The organism is Pseudomonadota bacterium (genome assembly GCA_039028155.1).
Classification (GTDB): Bacteria; Pseudomonadota; Alphaproteobacteria; order SP197; family SP197; genus JANQGO01.
Genome location: JBCCIS010000023.1, coordinates 1 through 16,004, shown reverse-complemented (window position 1 = coordinate 16,004; position 16,004 = coordinate 1). Strand labels below are relative to the sequence as shown.

The window sequence follows — 16,004 nt, the reverse complement described above, 5'->3', positions numbered from 1 at the left end:
AGTGGAGGCGTGATGCGGCTGCTGCCGCAAGGCACGATCTCCGGCAGCCTGATTCTCATCATCCCCATCGTCATCGTCACGCTGCTTGCCTGGCAGACCGTTGGCGCCGCCATGCAGGGCACGGTCACGCACTACCTGGTGATGACCGTCGCGGTCCTCGCGTTCAGCATCTTCACCGGTAACTCCGGCATTCTGAGTTTTGGTCACGCTGCGTTCATGGGGCTGGCGGCGCATATCACGGGCGTTCTGACCATCCCGGCGGCGCAGAAGGCGATCTTTCTCCCCGATCTGCCGCTGTGGCTCGCCCAGACGGAAATGAGCTTTCTTGCCGCCGGCTTGATCGCAATCGCCATCGTGACGGTGATCGCCTTTCTGATCGGCGTGCCCATCGCGCGTCTAGGTGGCCCGTCAGCGGCGATCGCGACGTTGGGGCTGCTGATCATCATCTACGGCGTCGTTGTCGGCGCTCGCGATTTCACGCGCGGCAGTCAGGCGCTGATCGGCGTGCCGATTGAGATCAATATTCCGATGGCGTTGATCTTTGCCGTGCTGGCGATCGTGATCGCGCGGTTCTTCCGGGATTCGCTTGCCGGACTGGAATTGCGCGCCGTCCGCGAAGACGAACCGGCCGCGCGCGCCATTGGCGTCAACGCGCCTGGCAGGCGCCTCTTGGCCTGGACGGTAAGCGGCGGCGTCGCCGCGCTGGCCGGGGTTTTGCTGGCCCATTACCTGGGCGTCTATTCGCCCAAGGAGTTCTATTTCCAGATCACGTTCGCGATCCTCGTCATGCTGATCGTCGGCGGTATGACGAGTGTGTCCGGGGCCGTGATTGGCGCGATCGCCGTCACGGTCATGATCGAACTTCTGCGCTCTGCCGAGGACCGCCTGAATGCCGACTATTTCGGCGAACCCACGGTGTTTGGGCTGACGGATATCGGCCTCAGCCTCGCCATCCTGGCGATCCTGTTCTGGCGTCGAGAAGGCCTCTTTGGGTTCTGGGAAGTCGATGAACTCGTGGGGCGTTGGCGGAGGCGGTCCACTAGCTCTGAAGCCGCATTGTCGGCACCGCCTGCCACGGCGAAGATCGCGCCTGACGGCAGCCTTGCCGTCGAGAAGGTGGTCAAGGCGTTCGGCGGATTGCGCGCCGTTGATGGGGCAAGCCTCGTGCTCCGCCCGGGCGAGATCCTCGGGCTTATCGGGCCCAACGGGTCGGGCAAGACAACGCTGCTGGGCACGATCTCCGGGGCCTTGGAGTTGACCGATGGACGGATAGTGCTGGACGGTGACGACATCTCGGACCTGCCGGCGCACAAGATCGCGCGACGTCATGTCGGCCGCACCTTCCAGAATGTCCGCCTGTTCATTCATCTGACCGTCCTTGACAACGTCAAGGTGGCGTTGGCGGCGAGCGGCACGCGCTTGCCGCCTGGCGAGATGGCGGCGCGCTCGCTGGCTTTGTTGAGCGAACTTGGTATCGCCGACTATGCCGACCGCCGCGCCGGCACCTTGGCGTACGGCCTGCAGCGGCGATTGGAGATCGCCCGCGCGCTCGCGCTTGCGCCGCGCTACCTGCTGCTCGACGAGCCGGCGGCGGGCATGAACGAAACCGAATCCGACGAACTGCTGGAAATCCTGGGCCGGTTGCGTGACAGCCGCGGTCTGGGCCTGCTGGTCGTCGATCACGACCTGCGCCTGATCATGCGTTTATGCGACCGCGTGGTCGTCTTGAACAAGGGACAGGTCATTGCCGAGGGCGCACCGGGAGAGGTTCAGGCCAATCCCGACGTGATCGAGGCATATCTTGGCAAACGCAGGGCGGCGTCCCAAGCCGCGCCTGCACCACAAGGGAGGTAAGGATAATGACGATATCCCGTTGGTTGAAGACAACCGCCATGTCGGCGGTGCTGGTCGGCGCCGGGGTCATGGCCGGTCCGGCGGTGGCACAGGACACGCTGATCATCGGCTATGCCGGTGGCCACACCGGCTATTTGGCGCCATACGATCAGTCATCCCTGAAAGGCGTGCAGTTGGCGATCGAGGAGATCAATGCGGCCGGTGGTATCGGCGGCAACATGCCGATCGAACTGATCGTCAAGGACACCCGCTCCGATACGGCTCAAGCCCAGGTGGCCGCCCAAGAGCTGGTCGACGAGGGCGTCCACGTCATGATTGTCAGTTGTGACGTCGATCCTGCCGTCGCTTCGGGCGTTGTTGCACAGGCGGCCGAGATCCCGGCCGTCAGTTCCTGTGCGTCGACGCCGACTCTGCCGGCGGCTGTTGGACCCTACATGTTCAGCAACTACACCGCCGATAACCTGCAGGCGGCCGTGCTGGCCGAGTACGCCCGGGAGCAGGGCTACAATAACGCCTACGTTCTGCTGTCGCGCGACACGCCTTATACCGAAAAGCTGCCTGAGTACTTCTCCGAGGCGTTCGGCAATATGGGTGGCAACGTCGTGATGACCGGCGAGTACACCATGGGTCAGCAGGACTTTTCGGCCGAGGTCACCAACATCACCGGTCTCGACCCGCAACCCGATGTCATCATGACATCGGCGTATGAGCCTGATTTCCCGGCGTTCATCAAGCAACTCCGCGCTGCCGGCATCGATACGCCGGTGCTGGGGTCCGACGGTATCGATTCACCAACCACGTTCTCGCTTGGTGACGTCTCGGAAGGTGTCGTCTTCTCCAATGCCGGTTTCCCGTCGCCGGGAAGCTCCTTGGAGGCCTATGAGACGGCTTACGAGGCGAAGTACGGCGAGCCGAACGACACCATCTTCACGGCGACCGGTTACGACATCATCAAGGTCGTCGCCGCGGCCGTGGAGCAGGCCGGCTCGACCGATGGCGCCGCCATCCGCGATGCCTGGGACAACCTTGAGGATGTCCAGGTCGCGACCGGGACCATGACCTACAAGGGTCAGGAGCGTGTGCCGGTTCGCGTCGTCGCCTTGAACCGTGTCAGCGACGGTCTGCGCGAGCATGTCGGTGACTATTCGCCCGATCCCTCGCAGATCCCCGCTCCGTGAGCGAACGGGACCACGTACTGACGGTTGAGGGGCTCACGGTCCGCTACGGCGCTATTGAAGCTGTGCGGGGCGTGAGCCTCGCCGTCGACGACGGTGGCATAACGACTCTTCTCGGCGCCAACGGCGCCGGGAAGAGCTCGACCCTGAGCGCTATCATGGGACTGGTGCCCGTCGCGGCCGGTTCGGTCGTGTTGGAGGACCGCAATGTCACGGGCGAAGCACCGGAACGCATCGTGCGCCGGGGCATGACCCTGACGCCGGAAGGTCGGCATGTGTTCGCCAATCTGACGGTCCAGGAGAACCTGTCGCTTGGCGCGGCATCAAGGCGCGACCGCGGCGAGATCAGCGCGACCCGAGACGAGATGATGAACCTGTTCCCAGTCTTGGCCGAGCGCCGCGATCAGGTCGCCGGAACGCTCTCCGGTGGTGAACAGCAGATGCTGGCGATCGCGCGTTCGTTGATGTCGAAACCGCGCATACTTTTGTTGGACGAACCCTCTTTAGGATTGGCGCCCCAGATCGTCGACACGATCTTCGAGCTGATTGCGGGGCTTCGTGACCGAGGTCTCACCATCCTTCTGGTCGAGCAGAACGTCGATCTGGCGCTCGAAATCGCCAATCGCGGCTACGTCATGGCATCCGGCGCCATCGTGATGTCGGGTGCGGCCGAGGAGCTGCGGCAGTCGGCCGGCGTTGAGCGCGCCTATATGGGCGTGGCCTAGGCCGGGCGGCGAGGCGGGGCGCCATGGATATTCTGGTACAGCAGACGGTCAACGCATTGTCGCTCGGCGGCACCTATGCGTTGCTGGCGCTGGGACTTGCCATGGTTTTCAGCGTCCTCGGGCTGATCAACTTCGCCCATGGCGATCTGATGACCATTACCGGCTATGGCATGTTCTTCTGCATCGTCGCGGGCCTGCCGTTTCCCGTCGCGGTCATCGTCGGGATTCTGGCGGCGGTATTCGCCGCGGTCTTGATGGAGCGCATCGCGTTCAGGCCGGTGCGCGACGCCAGTACGGCGACCATGCTGCTGACCAGCTTCGCCGTCAGCACCATCCTTCACATGCTGTTCCAGAACTTGATCTCGGCGCGGCCCCGGCCGATCCCAATTCCCAGCATGTTCGCTGGCGCCATCGATATCCTGGGCTTCGACATCGGCGCAATCCAGGCAATCTCGATCTGCGCGACGGCGCTCTTGCTGTTCGCGCTCACCATGTTCTTGCGCCGCTCGATGCTGGGCATCGCCATGCGCGCGGCCTCGCTGGACTTTCCCACCACCCGGCTGATGGGCATCAACGCCAACGCAGTCATCTCGACGGCGTTCGCCATATCCGGCCTGCTCGCCGGCGTCGCCGGTGTCCTGTGGTTGGCACAGCGCGGCTCGGTCGATCCGCTGATGGGCTTTCTGCCGGTCTTGAAAGCCTTTATCGCTGTCGTCCTGGGCGGCCTGGGCAGCCTCTCGGGCGCCGTTGTCGGCGGCCTCGTGCTGGGCATCATCGAGGTCGGCCTGCGCGCATTCTTGCCCGAGGAACTCTTGCCGTTCCGCGAATCCATCGCGCTGTCGCTCGTGATCATCCTGTTGCTGATCCGCCCGGAAGGCCTCCTGGGCCGCAAGGAAGCCATTCGCTAGGGGGCCCGCCATGTCTGCCGTGCAGAAAAAAGATGTTGCTGTCATCGGTGCCGGTATCGCTGGCGCTTCGGCAGCGTTTGCCCTATCTCAGCAAGGTGTTGACGCGGTGCTGATCGAGAGGGATCACCCGGCAAGCGGACCGACCGGCACGTCGTCTGCGGTTTGCCATCTCTTCTATACCGAACCTGAACTGTCGCTGCTGGCGCGGCGCGGCTGCGACCTGCTCAAGGCGGTTCCAGAGATCACCAATCACCCGCATCCAGTGTTTCACGAGGTCGGGATGTTGTGGGCCTGCGGCGCCAACAACGAAACGGTCTGGCGTGAGTCGGCGATCCGCATCCGCGATGGGGAAGGCGGCGGCATCGAGCTCTTGTCGCCGGACGACATGGCCCCGATGGCGCCAGGTTTTGCCATGGACCAGATCGTCCTGGCTTTGTGGGAAGAAGATTACGGCTATGCCGACCCTTATGACGCGACAAACGCCTTCGCGTCCGCGGCCAAAGCGGCGGGTGTCGAGGTCAAGCAGCAGGCGCGCGTCCACGACCTTGAGATCGCCGGCGGCAAGGTGACCGGGCTGTCGCTGGATAACGGCGATCGGCTCGCCGTCGATACGGTCATCTGCGCCATGGGTCCGTGGACCGGTCCGTTCATCGAGGCTCAGACGGGCGCCGCGCTGCCTGTTCACATCGAACGGCACGCCATGGCGGTGTTAGACAGCGGGTCCGCGACCTTGGATATCCTGCCGTTTGCCTGGTGCGACGACATCAACGCCCACTACGCCCGGCCTGAACGGGACCACAGCATACTGATCGGTACCTGGGCGGGTGGCGGCACCGGCGTGCGTAACGATGAGGCCGAGCGGCCCGACAGCCACGACGATCCAAACAATTTCGACAATGGATCGTCCCAGGATGAGTCGGTGTGGATCGTCGAGCAGGCTCTGCCGCGCTTGCCGGCATTGGCCGAGTTCGGCATCAAGCCAGGCTACGCTTGCCTCTACGACATGAGCCCCGACGATCTGCCGGTCGTTGATCATGTGCCCGGCATCGACGGTTTAATCGTGGTAGCGGGCTCCAGTGGCCACGGTTTCAAGCTTGGGCCTGCAATCGGCGAGGAGGCGGTTCGTCTTGCGACGACGGGCGCTTCGGATCTGTTGGCGCCGTTCAGCCTGGAACGGTTCAACTGATGGAGGCGGTCGTGGCGAACTCGCTCCTGGAACGTGACGCCCGCGCGCTCGGCGCGATCGGAAAGCTGAGGTGCTTTCCGCTGACCATCAAACACGCGCGCGGCAACTATCTGATCGAGGAGGATGGGCGCGAGTTGCTCGACATGGCGGCGTCCGCCGGCGCGGCGCTGCTCGGCTATGGCCACCCGGCAGTGATTGAGGCGGCCCAGCGCGGTTTTACCGAGGCCGCCGGTGCGTCCGACATGTTCGGCGCCTCGGAAATGGCCGTCAGCTTGGCTGAAGAACTCCTGGCGATCACCCCGGGGCAAGGTGAACGACGGGTGTGGTTCGGCCACAGCGGCTCGGACGCCAACGACACGGCCATGCGCGCGATCAGCGCGGCTACCGGGCGCCGGCGATTTCTGTCGTTCTACGGCGCGTATCACGGTGGTGTATCGGGCTCGATGTCAGTGTCGAGCCATCCCTCACAGAGCCACAGTCTGCCGCGCGCCGGGCTGGTCCAGATACCTTACCCCAATCCCTATCGGCCGCTTTCCGGTGATGACGCCGCGAAGGCGGTGCTCGACTATCTCGACTTCGTCTTGGAATGCGGCGCGCCGCCGAACGATATCGGCGCCTGTTTTATCGAGCCGCTGCAGTCCGACGGCGGCATGATCGTGCCGCCGCCGGGTTTCATGAAGGCGCTGCAAGAGCGTTGCCGCCGCCACGGCATTCTGCTTGTCAGCGATGAGGTGAAGGTGGGCCTGGGCCGCCCGGGCCGCTGGCATTGCTTCGAGTGCGAGGGGATCGAGCCGGATGTCGTCACCTTCGGCAAAGGGCTGGGCAGCGGCGTGCCGATCTCGGCCATCGTCGCGCCTGCGGAGATCATGGATTTCCAGCCCGCCTTCGCGCTGATCACAACAACCGGCAACGCGGTTTGCACGTCCGTCGGGCGCGCGGTTCTGAAAACCATCGAGGACGAGGGCCTGATCGCCAATGCCGCGGCGCGGGGCGAGCAGATCATGACGAGCCTGAAAGCCATGCAGGCCAAGCACCCCTTGCTGGGCGAGGTTCGCGGCAGAGGGCTTGCAATCGGGTTTGAGCTGGTCGAAGACCGCGAAACCCGCGCCCCGGCGACCAAGGCCGCCGCCAAAGTGGTCTTCCGTGCCTATCAACTCGGCATCGTCTGCACCTATGTCGGCATGTATTCGAACGTGCCGGAGCTGACGCCGCCGCTGACCTTGAGCGAGAGCGAGGCGGATCACGCCGTTGAGGTTCTCGGCCATGCGATCGACGATGTCGAGCAGGGCCGGGTCTCCGATGCCGATGTCGCTGCGTTCGCGGGTTGGTGACGTGGCCCACCCGATGCTGACGGAAAACGATGGCCCGCCCTTCGAGGTGGTCAACGGCGGCGGTGTGGCCGACTGTCTGGTGGTGTGCGATCACGCCTCCGACGTCATACCAGAGCGATTGGGCGATCTCGGGCTGGATGAGCGTCATCTGCGCGAGCATATCGCGTGGGACATCGGTGCGGCGGCAATGACGCGGCGGCTAGCCGAACGTCTGGACGCGCCGGCGGTGCTGGCCGGATTCTCGCGACTGGTCGTCGACTGCAACCGCTACCTGGATGACCCCGCCGCCTTCGTCGAGGTGAGCGACCGTGTGACGGTCCCCGGCAACGCCGCGCTTTCCGCCGCGGCGAAGCAAGAGCGCGCGGATGCCTTTTACCGGCCTTATCACGGCGAAATCGATCGGCGGATCGAAGCCGCCATGGGTGCTGGAAAAGTGCTGACCGTGGTATCCGTCCACACCATGACAGACCGGATGCGAGGCAAAGAGCTGCGTCCCCAGGAGGTGACAGTCTGTTGGGACCGAGACGAACGCCTCGCCCTATCGTTCATACGGAACCTGGAGGCGGTTGACGGGTTGGTTGTCGGCGACAACGACCCCTATGGGCTTGATCTGGGCGAGGACTATACCGTGCCCGAGCATGCGATGCGGCGCGGCCTGCCCCATATCCAGCTGGAAGTGCGCCAGGATCTCGTCGGCGATGCTGAGGCAGCGCTGCGCTACGCTGACCTTCTCTATGACGCCATGGCCGAGCCGTTGGCGTCAAAAGCGGCCCGCGGCCTCGAGCATCACTGGCCGCTGGAAGGCGACGTTCAGCCGCGCCGATAGATGTCGTCCAGGCGTTCGATGTCGTCTTCGCCAAGATACCCACCGCACTGGATTTCGATCAGACGCATGGGCTCATCGCCCAGGTTTTCGAGCCGGTGGATGGCGCCCAGCGGGACATAGGTCGACTGGTTGGGACCGAGGTCGCGGACATCGTCGCCGACCGTGATGCGTGCCGTGCCGCTGACCACGGTCCAGTGCTCCGAGCGATGAGCATGGCGTTGCAGCGAGAGCCGACCGCCGGGTTTGACCATGATGTGTTTGACCTGAAACCCGTCGCCGGCATCGATGCTCTCATAGTAGCCCCAGGGCCGATAGACCTTGGCGGGATCGATCTGTTCGTTGCGGCCACGGTTCTCTAGTTCGGCAACGATCTGCTTGATCTCGTTCAGCCGGTTGCGCGGGGCGACGAGTACGGCGTCTTTGGTCGCGACCACGACCATGTCTTTGAGGCCGAGCGCGGCGACCAGCGGGCCGGAGGAGTCGATCAAACTGCCCTCAACGCCAATGGTGAGCGTATTGCCGCGCTCGACATTGTCGGTCTTTGACCCAGCGGATCGGCGCCATAACTCACCCCAGGAGCCGACATCGCTCCACGCGCAGTCAAGGGTCGTGGTCGCGGCCCTTCTGGTGCGTTCCATGACCGCATAGTCGATTGAGATATCGGATGCCTCAGCAAAGCTCGTCGCATCCAGGCGAATGAAGTCGAGGTCCCTGACCGCCTTGTCATGGGCCTGCCGGCACGCGGCAACCGTCTCGGCGTCGAACGCCTCCAGTTCATCCAGATAGGTCTTGGCCGCGAACAGGAAGATCCCGCAGTTCCAGGTGTATCCGCCTTCTGCCAGATAACGCTCGGCCGTCTTTTGATCGGGCTTTTCCTTGAACGTCGCGACCGCCTGGACGCCTTCCGCGACGGGGTTGTCGGCCGCCTTGATGTAGCCATAGCCGGTTTCGGCGCGATCCGGCACGGCGCCGAAGGTGACGAGATAACCGTCTTCGGCGGCGGGCAGGGCGCGCATGATCGAATGGCGAAACCCTTCGGCGGGCTGGATGGCGTGGTCCGACGACATGATGAGCAGCGTCTTGTCCGGCGCCAGAAGGGCGGCCGCGGCGATTGCCGGTGCGGTGTTGCGCGCGACGGGCTCCAGCACGATGGCGCCGGGCTCGACACCGACTTCGCGCAATTGTTCGGCGACCAGGAAGCGGTGCTGGTCGTTGGCGATGACGATCGGATTGGCGAAACGCGGGTCTTCGGCGACGCGCAGGACCGTCTCCTGGATCAGACTGAGCTCGCCGACCAAGGGCAGAAACTGCTTGGGCATGGAGCGCCGCGAGGCCGGCCAAAGGCGCGTTCCCGCGCCGCCGGAGAGGATCACGGGTGTGATGAGGGGGGCGTTGCCCATGCTGGCGACAGTCTCCTTGTGTTCATGCTGACAGGGCGCGGACTTTACAAGGACGCAGGACAGGCCGCAAAAGGTGACCATGTTCACGCTTTCCCAGATCACTCACGGCCTGGTCCATCCCGGCAATGTTCTGGTCCTGCTCCTGGCCCTGGGCCTTCTTCTGACCCTTGGGCGGCGTTCTCGGCGACTAGGCACATGGGTGATGGGCGTGGCGACGGTGCTGCTGGTCCTTATCCTTGTGTTGCCGATCGGCGCCTGGTTGCTGGCGCCGCTGGAGAACCGTTTTCCGCGACCTGATCCCATGCCTGAGCAGATCACCGGCATCATCGTGCTGGGCGGTGGCCAGGATGCGCGGCTGACCGTCGACCGAGGCGCGGTTACGGTCAACGGTGCGGCCGAGCGCATGATCGAAGGTGTGGGCCTTATGGCGCGTTATCCCGACGCCGACGTCTATTTCACCGGCGGTCTGGGCGTGCCGGGTATGACCGAAGCCGATGTCGCGCGCGCCTTCTTCGAGATGATGGGGGCAGACATGGAGCGCATCCGCTTCGAAGAGGGCGCGCGGAACACGCATGAGAACGCCGTCCTGTTGTATGACCTCGTCCAGCCGGAACCGGACCAAATCTGGCTTATGGTGACCTCGGCCTCGCACATGACCCGCTCGGTCGCCTCGTTCCGTAAGGCCGGCTGGGATGTCATCGCTTTTCCGGTCGACTACCAGACGCCACGAGCAGCCGACTGGCGCATCGGGTTGTCGTTATCCGGCCATCTGCGAAGTCTGGACACCGCGCTGCGGGAGTATGTCGGCCTCATCGCCTATTGGGCGCTTGGCAGAATCGACGATCCCTGGCCCGCCGCGCCAGAGGAGGCGCCCAGCTAGACGTCGCCCGGCTAGACGTTGCCCGGCTAGACGTCGTGATACGCGCGGTACCAGTCGACAAAGCGCGGTATGCCGTCGTCGATGGTGGTGGCGGGCTCGAAGCCCAGGTCGTTCCGGCTCGCCTCGATGTCGGCATAGGTCTCTTTGACATCGCCGGGCTGCATCGGCTCCATGATGAGTTCGGCCTTGAGCTGCAAGGACTGCTCAATGACGTTGATGAAACGCATCAACGGCTCGCTCTTGTGGTTGCCGAGATTGTAGATGCGGTGTGGCGGTGAATCGTCGGGGACGTTGTCGAGGCTCGCCAGGACGCCGGCGACGATGTCATCGATATAGGTGAAGTCGCGCATCATGTCGCCGTTGTTGAAAACCCGGATCGGGCGGTGCTCTGAAATCGCCTTGGTAAAGATATAGGCCGACATGTCGGGCCGGCCCCAGGGACCGTAGACCGTGAAGAAGCGCAGCCCGGTCGCCGGAATGCAGTAGAGGTGGCTGTAGCAGCGCGCCATCAATTCGCCGGCGCGCTTGGTCGCGGCATAGAGCGAGACCGGGTTGTCGACCCGGTCGTCGACCGAAAAGGGGATATCGGTGTTGCCGCCATAGACCGACGACGAGCTGGCGTAGACCATGTGTTTCATGCCGTCGATGTGGCGCGCCAGCTCGAGCATGTTGAGATGGCCTTCCACATTCGCGCTCGTATAGTCGTGCGGATGATCGAGGGAATGGCGCACGCCGGCCTGTGCGGCCAGATGGATGATCCGATCGATGGCCGGGTGCTTGTTGGCTAGGCTTGAAACCGCGTCTTTGTCGGCGATGTCGAGACGTTCGAACGTGAACCCGCGCTGATCGGTCAATGTCGCGAGCCGCGCCTCTTTGAGGTTCACGTCGTAATAGGTGTTGAGGTTGTCGATGCCGACCACCTCATCACCGCGCGCAAGCAGCGCGCGCGACACGTGGGAGCCGATGAAACCGGCGGCGCCGGTCACGAGGACACTCATGTGGTCTTTCCCGTCGATTGTGTCCGGTCATCGCCCACAATGTCGTCCACACGGGGCGGGGAACAGGCGGACAAGCGCTCTTGGTGCTGTCTAACGGTGACGTTCGTCGAACGCAAGGCTGTCGGCGCCGCGCTGGTACACCCCGCCACGGCTGTTGAGAACCGGCTGGAACCCCAGGGAACGCAAGATGTCGCGTGTATGACCGACCCCGCGGGTCGTGGCCGCCGCTTCATAGTTGAAGAGGCTGGCCGGGTCGGCGATGCGAAGCGCCGATGCATCGAGAAGGATATGGGCGGGATCGAAGGGGGGCTCGACCGGTGTGAAGACGGTGCGTTCCGCGATCGCGGTTGGCAGCGCATCGAGATTGCGCTCCAGCGCCGAGGTGTAGCCATAGGAGCTTTCGACACAGACGCGGGTCAGCGGCGCGTGTTCAAGCAAATGGCCGAGGATGCCCGCGATATCGACATTGCCGGTGCCGCACGCCACCCCGACAATCCGATAGCCGTCATCGACCTTGGCCAGGACATGGTCCTTAAGGTGGACCGAATGCACCCACGGTGCCATCGCTGTCGCCGCGTCGACCGGGTCCTCGACAACATTCATGGAGTTGCCGAAGTCGTAGAGCGCTTGGACGGCCCGATGATCGACGGCTTCCAGGATCTGGCCGACCTCGGCGCCGGTGAACTCTTCGTGGTTTTCCAGCAGCAACATGATGCCTTGATCGGCGACCCGTGGGCCCGCCGCTTTCAGGTCGGCAACGGTCCTGGCCATGATATCCGCGGTTGTCCCGGTATGACGGGTGTAGGTCCTCAGCTTGTCGGCGCCGATCTGTTGAGCCGCTTTTGCCATGGTCGCCAGATGATCGGGATCGGTGCCGGAGGTATCCGTCTCGACAAAAAAACCGGCATCGCCGGCCGCCTCGCCGATGGCCTGAAGGCGGCCGGGATCGGTGCCGCCGGCACAGCGGAAGTTCTGGCCATTCATGCTGATGTGAACGCCGGCGACCCCAAGCTCGACCGCCCGGTCGATGAAGGCGAATGCATCGAAACCGGGCTGATGCAGGAAGTGCTGTTCAAAGCTGAAGGTGTGCAGGCCGATGCGGACCGTCTGGGCGGTATCGGATGGCGGCATGATCAGGCCCCGTAGCGCGACAACATGTCTGAGAAGACAGTGTGGTCGACATTGCCGCCGGATGCGACCACGGCGACAGACTTGCCGGCCAGATCGAGCTTGCCGCTGGTGACCGCCGCCAGTGCAGCCGCGCCGCCGGGTTCCAGGACAATCTTCAGATAGCGGTGGGCCAGCGCCATGGCCCTGCCCACATCGTCCTCGCTGACCGCGAAACCACTCGTCACCAGGCGGTTGTTGATGGCGAAGGTCAATTCACCGGGTGTCGCGGCGAGCAGGGCATCACACAGCGATGGGGTGACCGTTTCCACGCGCTGGCGGGCACCAGCCTCCAATGAGCGTTTGGTGTCGTCCCAGCCTTCCGGTTCGGCGGTATGAATGGTCGCGCCCGGCATGCGCTCGCTTAGGGCGATAGCGCTCCCAGCGGTCAGGCCGCCGCCGCCGCAACAGACGACGACGTGATCGAGGTTCACGCCGTGTTCGCCGGCCTGTTCGGCGATTTCCAGGCCCACGGTACCTTGCCCGGCAACGATGTGGGGGTCGTCATAGGGCGGTATGACGGTTCTGCCCTGTTCCCGCGCGATGTCGAGGGCGATGGTCTCGCGGTCGGCGCCATGGCGCGGATAGGTAACGATCTCCGCGCCCCAGGCGCGGGTGTTGTCGAGTTTTACCGCCGGCGCGTCTTCCGGCATTACGATCACGGCTGGCGTTTCAAGAAACCGTGCGGCCGCGGCGACGCCCTGGGCGTGGTTGCCCGACGAATAGGCGACGATCCCGCGCTGCCTGGCCGCGGCATCGAGCTGGCTGATCGTGTTGAACGCGCCCCTGAACTTGAACGACCCTGTCAGCTGCAGGTTCTCGGCCTTGACCAAGACGCGGCCGCCGAGTTGTTCGTTAAGCAGCGGGGCTTCCAGAAGTGGCGTCCGAACGGCGTGTCCGCGAAGCCGTTCGGCGGCGGCCGCGATGTCGCTGAAACCGGGTTCCTTCATGGTGTCTCCAGACGTGGAAGCGGCTCCTGGGGCGCATTCGACCGCGGAACGCACGCGAAACAACGCGCCTTCGATCGGTATCGGACCCATGGTTTGCCCTTCTTGACGATCGGCGCGAAGCTAACCGAGGCTTATGAACTTGGCGAGCCTTGCTTGCAGCACGACGCAACCTGGCATTATGGTGCGCCGATTCTGGCCTTTCACAATCATCAGCCCATGGAGAGTGCGATGTTCAAGGGGTCCTTTGTTGCCCTCGTCACGTTGTTCCGGAACGGGCAGGTGGACGAGAAAGGGTATCAGGAATTCATCAACTGGCAGATCGAGCAGGGGACCAATGGCCTGGTGCCGATGGGCACCACTGGTGAGTCGCCAACCTTGTCGCACGATGAAGACAAGCGGGTCGTCAAGTGGTGCGTTGAGGCGGCCGGTGGCCGTGTCCCGGTCATTGCCGGCACGGGTTCGAACTCGACCTCGGAATGTATTGAGCTGACTCAAAGCGCCAAGGAGTCGGGCGCCGACGCCGTCCTGATCGTCACCGGCTACTACAACAAGCCGACCCAGGAAGGTTTCTACCAGCACTTCAAGGCAGTCAACGACGCCGTCGACATCCCGATTGTCGTTTACAACATCCCGCCGCGCACCGGGGTCGACATCTCGGTCGAAACCATGGCGCGGATCGCCGCGCTGCCGAATGTCGTCGGCTGCAAGGAGGCGACGGCTGCTGCCGATCGGGCCGCCAAGCAGCGCGCGCGCATCGGTCCGGACTTCTGCCAGATGTCCGGTGAGGACGCCGCCGTTCTGGGCCTGCTAGGCATGGGCGGCCATGGCTGCATCTCGGTCACCGCAAACGTGGCGCCGGCGCTGTGTTCGTCCATGCACAAGGCTTGGCAGGGCGGCGACCACGCCACCGCCCTCGACTTGCAGGACCGTTTGATGCCGCTGCATGAGGCGTTGTTCGCCGAAACCAGCCCCGGGCCGGTCAAGTTTGCGGCCTCGCTCCTTGGATACGGCGACGGTTCGGTGCGTTTGCCGCTGGTCGAGCCGGGCGCGGCGACCAAGGAGCGGGTTGCCCAGGCCATGCGCGGCCTCGGGTTGATCGCGTAACGGCATCATGGCCAAAAAGAAGGCCGAACCGACGGGCCAGACCGTGGCGCGTAACCGAAAGGCGCGCCGTGACTACTTTTTGGATGAGGAGTTCGAGGCCGGTATCCAGCTGACCGGCACCGAGGTCAAATCGTTGCGGGAGGGCCGCGCGACCATCAACGAGGCGTTCGCGCGCGAGAAGGACGGCGAGATCTGGCTCGAAGGGATGCATATCCCTGAGTACGACCCCGCCGGCCGGGCGAACCATGAGCCCAACCGGTCGCGCAAGCTCTTGCTGCACCGGCGCGAGATCAGCCGCCTGATCGGCGCCACGAATAGGTCCGGCCAGACCCTGGTTCCCTTGAGCCTCTACTTCAACCGGCGCGGCATCGCGAAGGTCTCTTTGGCGCTAGCCCGCGGTAAACATACGTATGACAAGCGCCAGGCGGTCCGTGACCGTGACTGGCAGCGGCAAAAGGCGCGGCTGCTGCGCGACCGCGGCTGACCCGCCCGTCGAATTCAAAGACGCTGCTGGATCTGGGCGAAAACAGCCTCGAACATGGCCGGGGTCAGACGGCCGGTGTTCGTGTTGAGGCGCGAGCAGTGGTAGCTGTCGACGAGCGATTTGCCGTCGCCGAGATCGTGGTCGGCGGCATGGCCAAACCGAAACCGTGACTGCTTGTGGCCCAGCGCCCGCAACACCGCATTGTGGGAGATCCCGCCCAAGGCCAGGATAACGCGCAGTTTCGGCATCGCCTCCATCTCGCGGGTTAGAAAATCGTTGCAGGCGCTGATCTCACCGCCAATTGGCTTGTTTTGGGGCGGCACGCACCTGACGGCGTTCGTGATGCGGCAATTGACCAATTGGAGGCCGTCATCTGGTCGTTTTTGATAATCGCCCTTGGCAAATCCGCTCTTGATCAGCGTCGCATAGAGCAGGTCGCCGGCGCCATCGCCGGTAAACGGTCGCCCGGTCCGGTTGGCGCCTTTGAGGCCCGGCGCGAGGCCGACAACCAGAAGACCAGCGTCTTTCGGGCCGAATGCGGGGACCGGCGCGTTATGCCAGTCGGGATGGCGCGCGTTGATATCGTGCCGGAAATCGACAAGGCGCGGACAGAGCGCGCAATCGTCGGTCGGCGCGAAGCGCGTCACGACGTGCGGATGACCACCGCTTCGTCGTCATCGTCCTCGTAATCGTCATAGTCGTCGTCGGTGTGCGCGACGGGCCGTTCGACATACTTGCGGGCGATGACGTCGGCGATATCGGCGATATCGATGAAATTGTCTGCTTGGCGCCGTAGATCGTCGGCCACCATCGGCGGCTGGGTTTTCAGGCTGCTGACCACGGTGACACGCGTTCCCTTGCGTTGTACGGCCTCGACCAGGGACCGGAAGTCGCCATCGCCGGAAAACAACACCGCGTGGTCCATGAATTCGGCCATCTCCAGCATATCGATCGCCAACTCGATATCCATGTTGCCCTTGATCTTGCGGCGGCCCATGGCGTCGGTGAACTCTCGG

General features: G+C 64.0%; 16 protein-coding genes. 10 read left to right on the top strand and 6 right to left on the bottom strand.

The features are described from left to right. The first annotated feature begins 12 nt into the window (after positions 1 to 12). From AAF563_13560 to AAF563_13530, 7 genes are read left to right on the top strand one after another with little or no spacing between them, the layout of a single operon-like run. Positions 13 to 1,854 (top strand): branched-chain amino acid ABC transporter ATP-binding protein/permease, encoded by a 1,842-nt coding sequence (locus AAF563_13560; GenBank protein MEM7122305.1) that lies wholly within the window; start codon positions 13 to 15, stop codon positions 1,852 to 1,854. 5 nt (positions 1,855 to 1,859) lie between these two features. Then, complete coding sequence (locus AAF563_13555) at positions 1,860 to 3,032, top strand: ABC transporter substrate-binding protein (protein MEM7122304.1); 1,173 nt, start codon at positions 1,860 to 1,862, stop codon at positions 3,030 to 3,032. Beyond that, the gene (locus AAF563_13550; GenBank protein ID MEM7122303.1) at positions 3,029 to 3,754 is read left to right on the top strand and encodes an ABC transporter ATP-binding protein; all 726 of its coding nucleotides are present in this window, start codon (positions 3,029 to 3,031) and stop codon (positions 3,752 to 3,754) included. Before AAF563_13555 ends, AAF563_13550 begins: the two co-directional genes overlap by 4 nt. Positions 3,755 to 3,777: 23 nt before the next feature. Further along, positions 3,778 to 4,662: a branched-chain amino acid ABC transporter permease gene (locus AAF563_13545; GenBank protein ID MEM7122302.1), complete on the top strand. Its 885-nt coding sequence runs from the start codon at positions 3,778 to 3,780 to the stop codon at positions 4,660 to 4,662. A 10-nt stretch (positions 4,663 to 4,672) separates the two neighbouring features. Beyond that, a complete protein-coding gene (locus AAF563_13540) occupies positions 4,673 to 5,848 on the top strand; it encodes an FAD-dependent oxidoreductase (protein ID MEM7122301.1) in 1,176 nt (391 codons plus the stop codon). An 11-nt stretch (positions 5,849 to 5,859) separates the two neighbouring features. Then, positions 5,860 to 7,179 carry an aspartate aminotransferase family protein gene (locus AAF563_13535; GenBank protein MEM7122300.1) on the top strand — a complete coding sequence of 440 codons (1,320 nt, stop codon included), beginning with the start codon at positions 5,860 to 5,862 and terminating at the stop codon, positions 7,177 to 7,179. A 13-nt stretch (positions 7,180 to 7,192) separates the two neighbouring features. Then, the gene (locus AAF563_13530) at positions 7,193 to 8,005 is read left to right on the top strand and encodes an N-formylglutamate amidohydrolase (protein MEM7122299.1); all 813 of its coding nucleotides are present in this window, start codon (positions 7,193 to 7,195) and stop codon (positions 8,003 to 8,005) included. Here the strand turns inward: AAF563_13530 and AAF563_13525 are convergent. Then, positions 7,990 to 9,405, bottom strand: a complete 1,416-nt coding sequence (locus AAF563_13525; GenBank protein ID MEM7122298.1) for a mannose-1-phosphate guanylyltransferase/mannose-6-phosphate isomerase — start codon at positions 9,403 to 9,405, stop codon at positions 7,990 to 7,992. The two genes, AAF563_13530 and AAF563_13525, sit on opposite strands and share 16 nt — an antisense overlap. 79 nt (positions 9,406 to 9,484) lie before the next feature. Between AAF563_13525 and AAF563_13520 the strand changes: the two genes are divergently transcribed. Continuing rightward, positions 9,485 to 10,285, top strand: a complete 801-nt coding sequence (locus AAF563_13520; protein MEM7122297.1) for a YdcF family protein — start codon at positions 9,485 to 9,487, stop codon at positions 10,283 to 10,285. Positions 10,286 to 10,311: 26 nt separating this feature from the next. On the opposite strand, the gene AAF563_13515 is transcribed toward AAF563_13520, so the two are convergent. The 3 genes from AAF563_13515 to AAF563_13505 form a co-directional block, all read right to left on the bottom strand. Then, entirely contained in the window at positions 10,312 to 11,283 is a 972-nt protein-coding gene (locus tag AAF563_13515) for an NAD-dependent epimerase/dehydratase family protein (protein ID MEM7122296.1), read from the bottom strand. A gap of 90 nt (positions 11,284 to 11,373) precedes the next feature. Beyond that, entirely contained in the window at positions 11,374 to 12,414 is a 1,041-nt protein-coding gene (locus AAF563_13510; GenBank protein ID MEM7122295.1) for a sugar phosphate isomerase/epimerase, read from the bottom strand. A 2-nt stretch (positions 12,415 to 12,416) separates the two neighbouring features. Beyond that, positions 12,417 to 13,400 carry a threonine/serine dehydratase gene (locus AAF563_13505; GenBank protein ID MEM7122294.1) on the bottom strand — a complete coding sequence of 328 codons (984 nt, stop codon included), beginning with the start codon at positions 13,398 to 13,400 and terminating at the stop codon, positions 12,417 to 12,419. A 228-nt stretch (positions 13,401 to 13,628) separates the two neighbouring features. Here AAF563_13505 and dapA point away from each other — a divergent pair, with 228 nt between their 5' ends. Both dapA and smpB read left to right on the top strand, forming a co-directional pair. Then, positions 13,629 to 14,504 carry a 4-hydroxy-tetrahydrodipicolinate synthase gene (gene dapA, locus AAF563_13500; protein ID MEM7122293.1) on the top strand — a complete coding sequence of 292 codons (876 nt, stop codon included), beginning with the start codon at positions 13,629 to 13,631 and terminating at the stop codon, positions 14,502 to 14,504. Between the two features lie 7 nt (positions 14,505 to 14,511). Further along, positions 14,512 to 14,988, top strand: a complete 477-nt coding sequence (gene smpB / locus AAF563_13495; protein MEM7122292.1) for an SsrA-binding protein SmpB — start codon at positions 14,512 to 14,514, stop codon at positions 14,986 to 14,988. 14 nt (positions 14,989 to 15,002) lie between these two features. Here the strand turns inward: smpB and AAF563_13490 are convergent, their stop codons facing one another. Then, positions 15,003 to 15,635, bottom strand: coding sequence for a uracil-DNA glycosylase (locus AAF563_13490; GenBank protein MEM7122291.1), 633 nt, complete (start codon positions 15,633 to 15,635; stop codon positions 15,003 to 15,005). After that, positions 15,632 to 16,004: NYN domain-containing protein (locus AAF563_13485; protein ID MEM7122290.1), on the bottom strand; the 373-nt coding region annotated here is incomplete at its 5' end. The genes AAF563_13490 and AAF563_13485, both read right to left, overlap by 4 nt.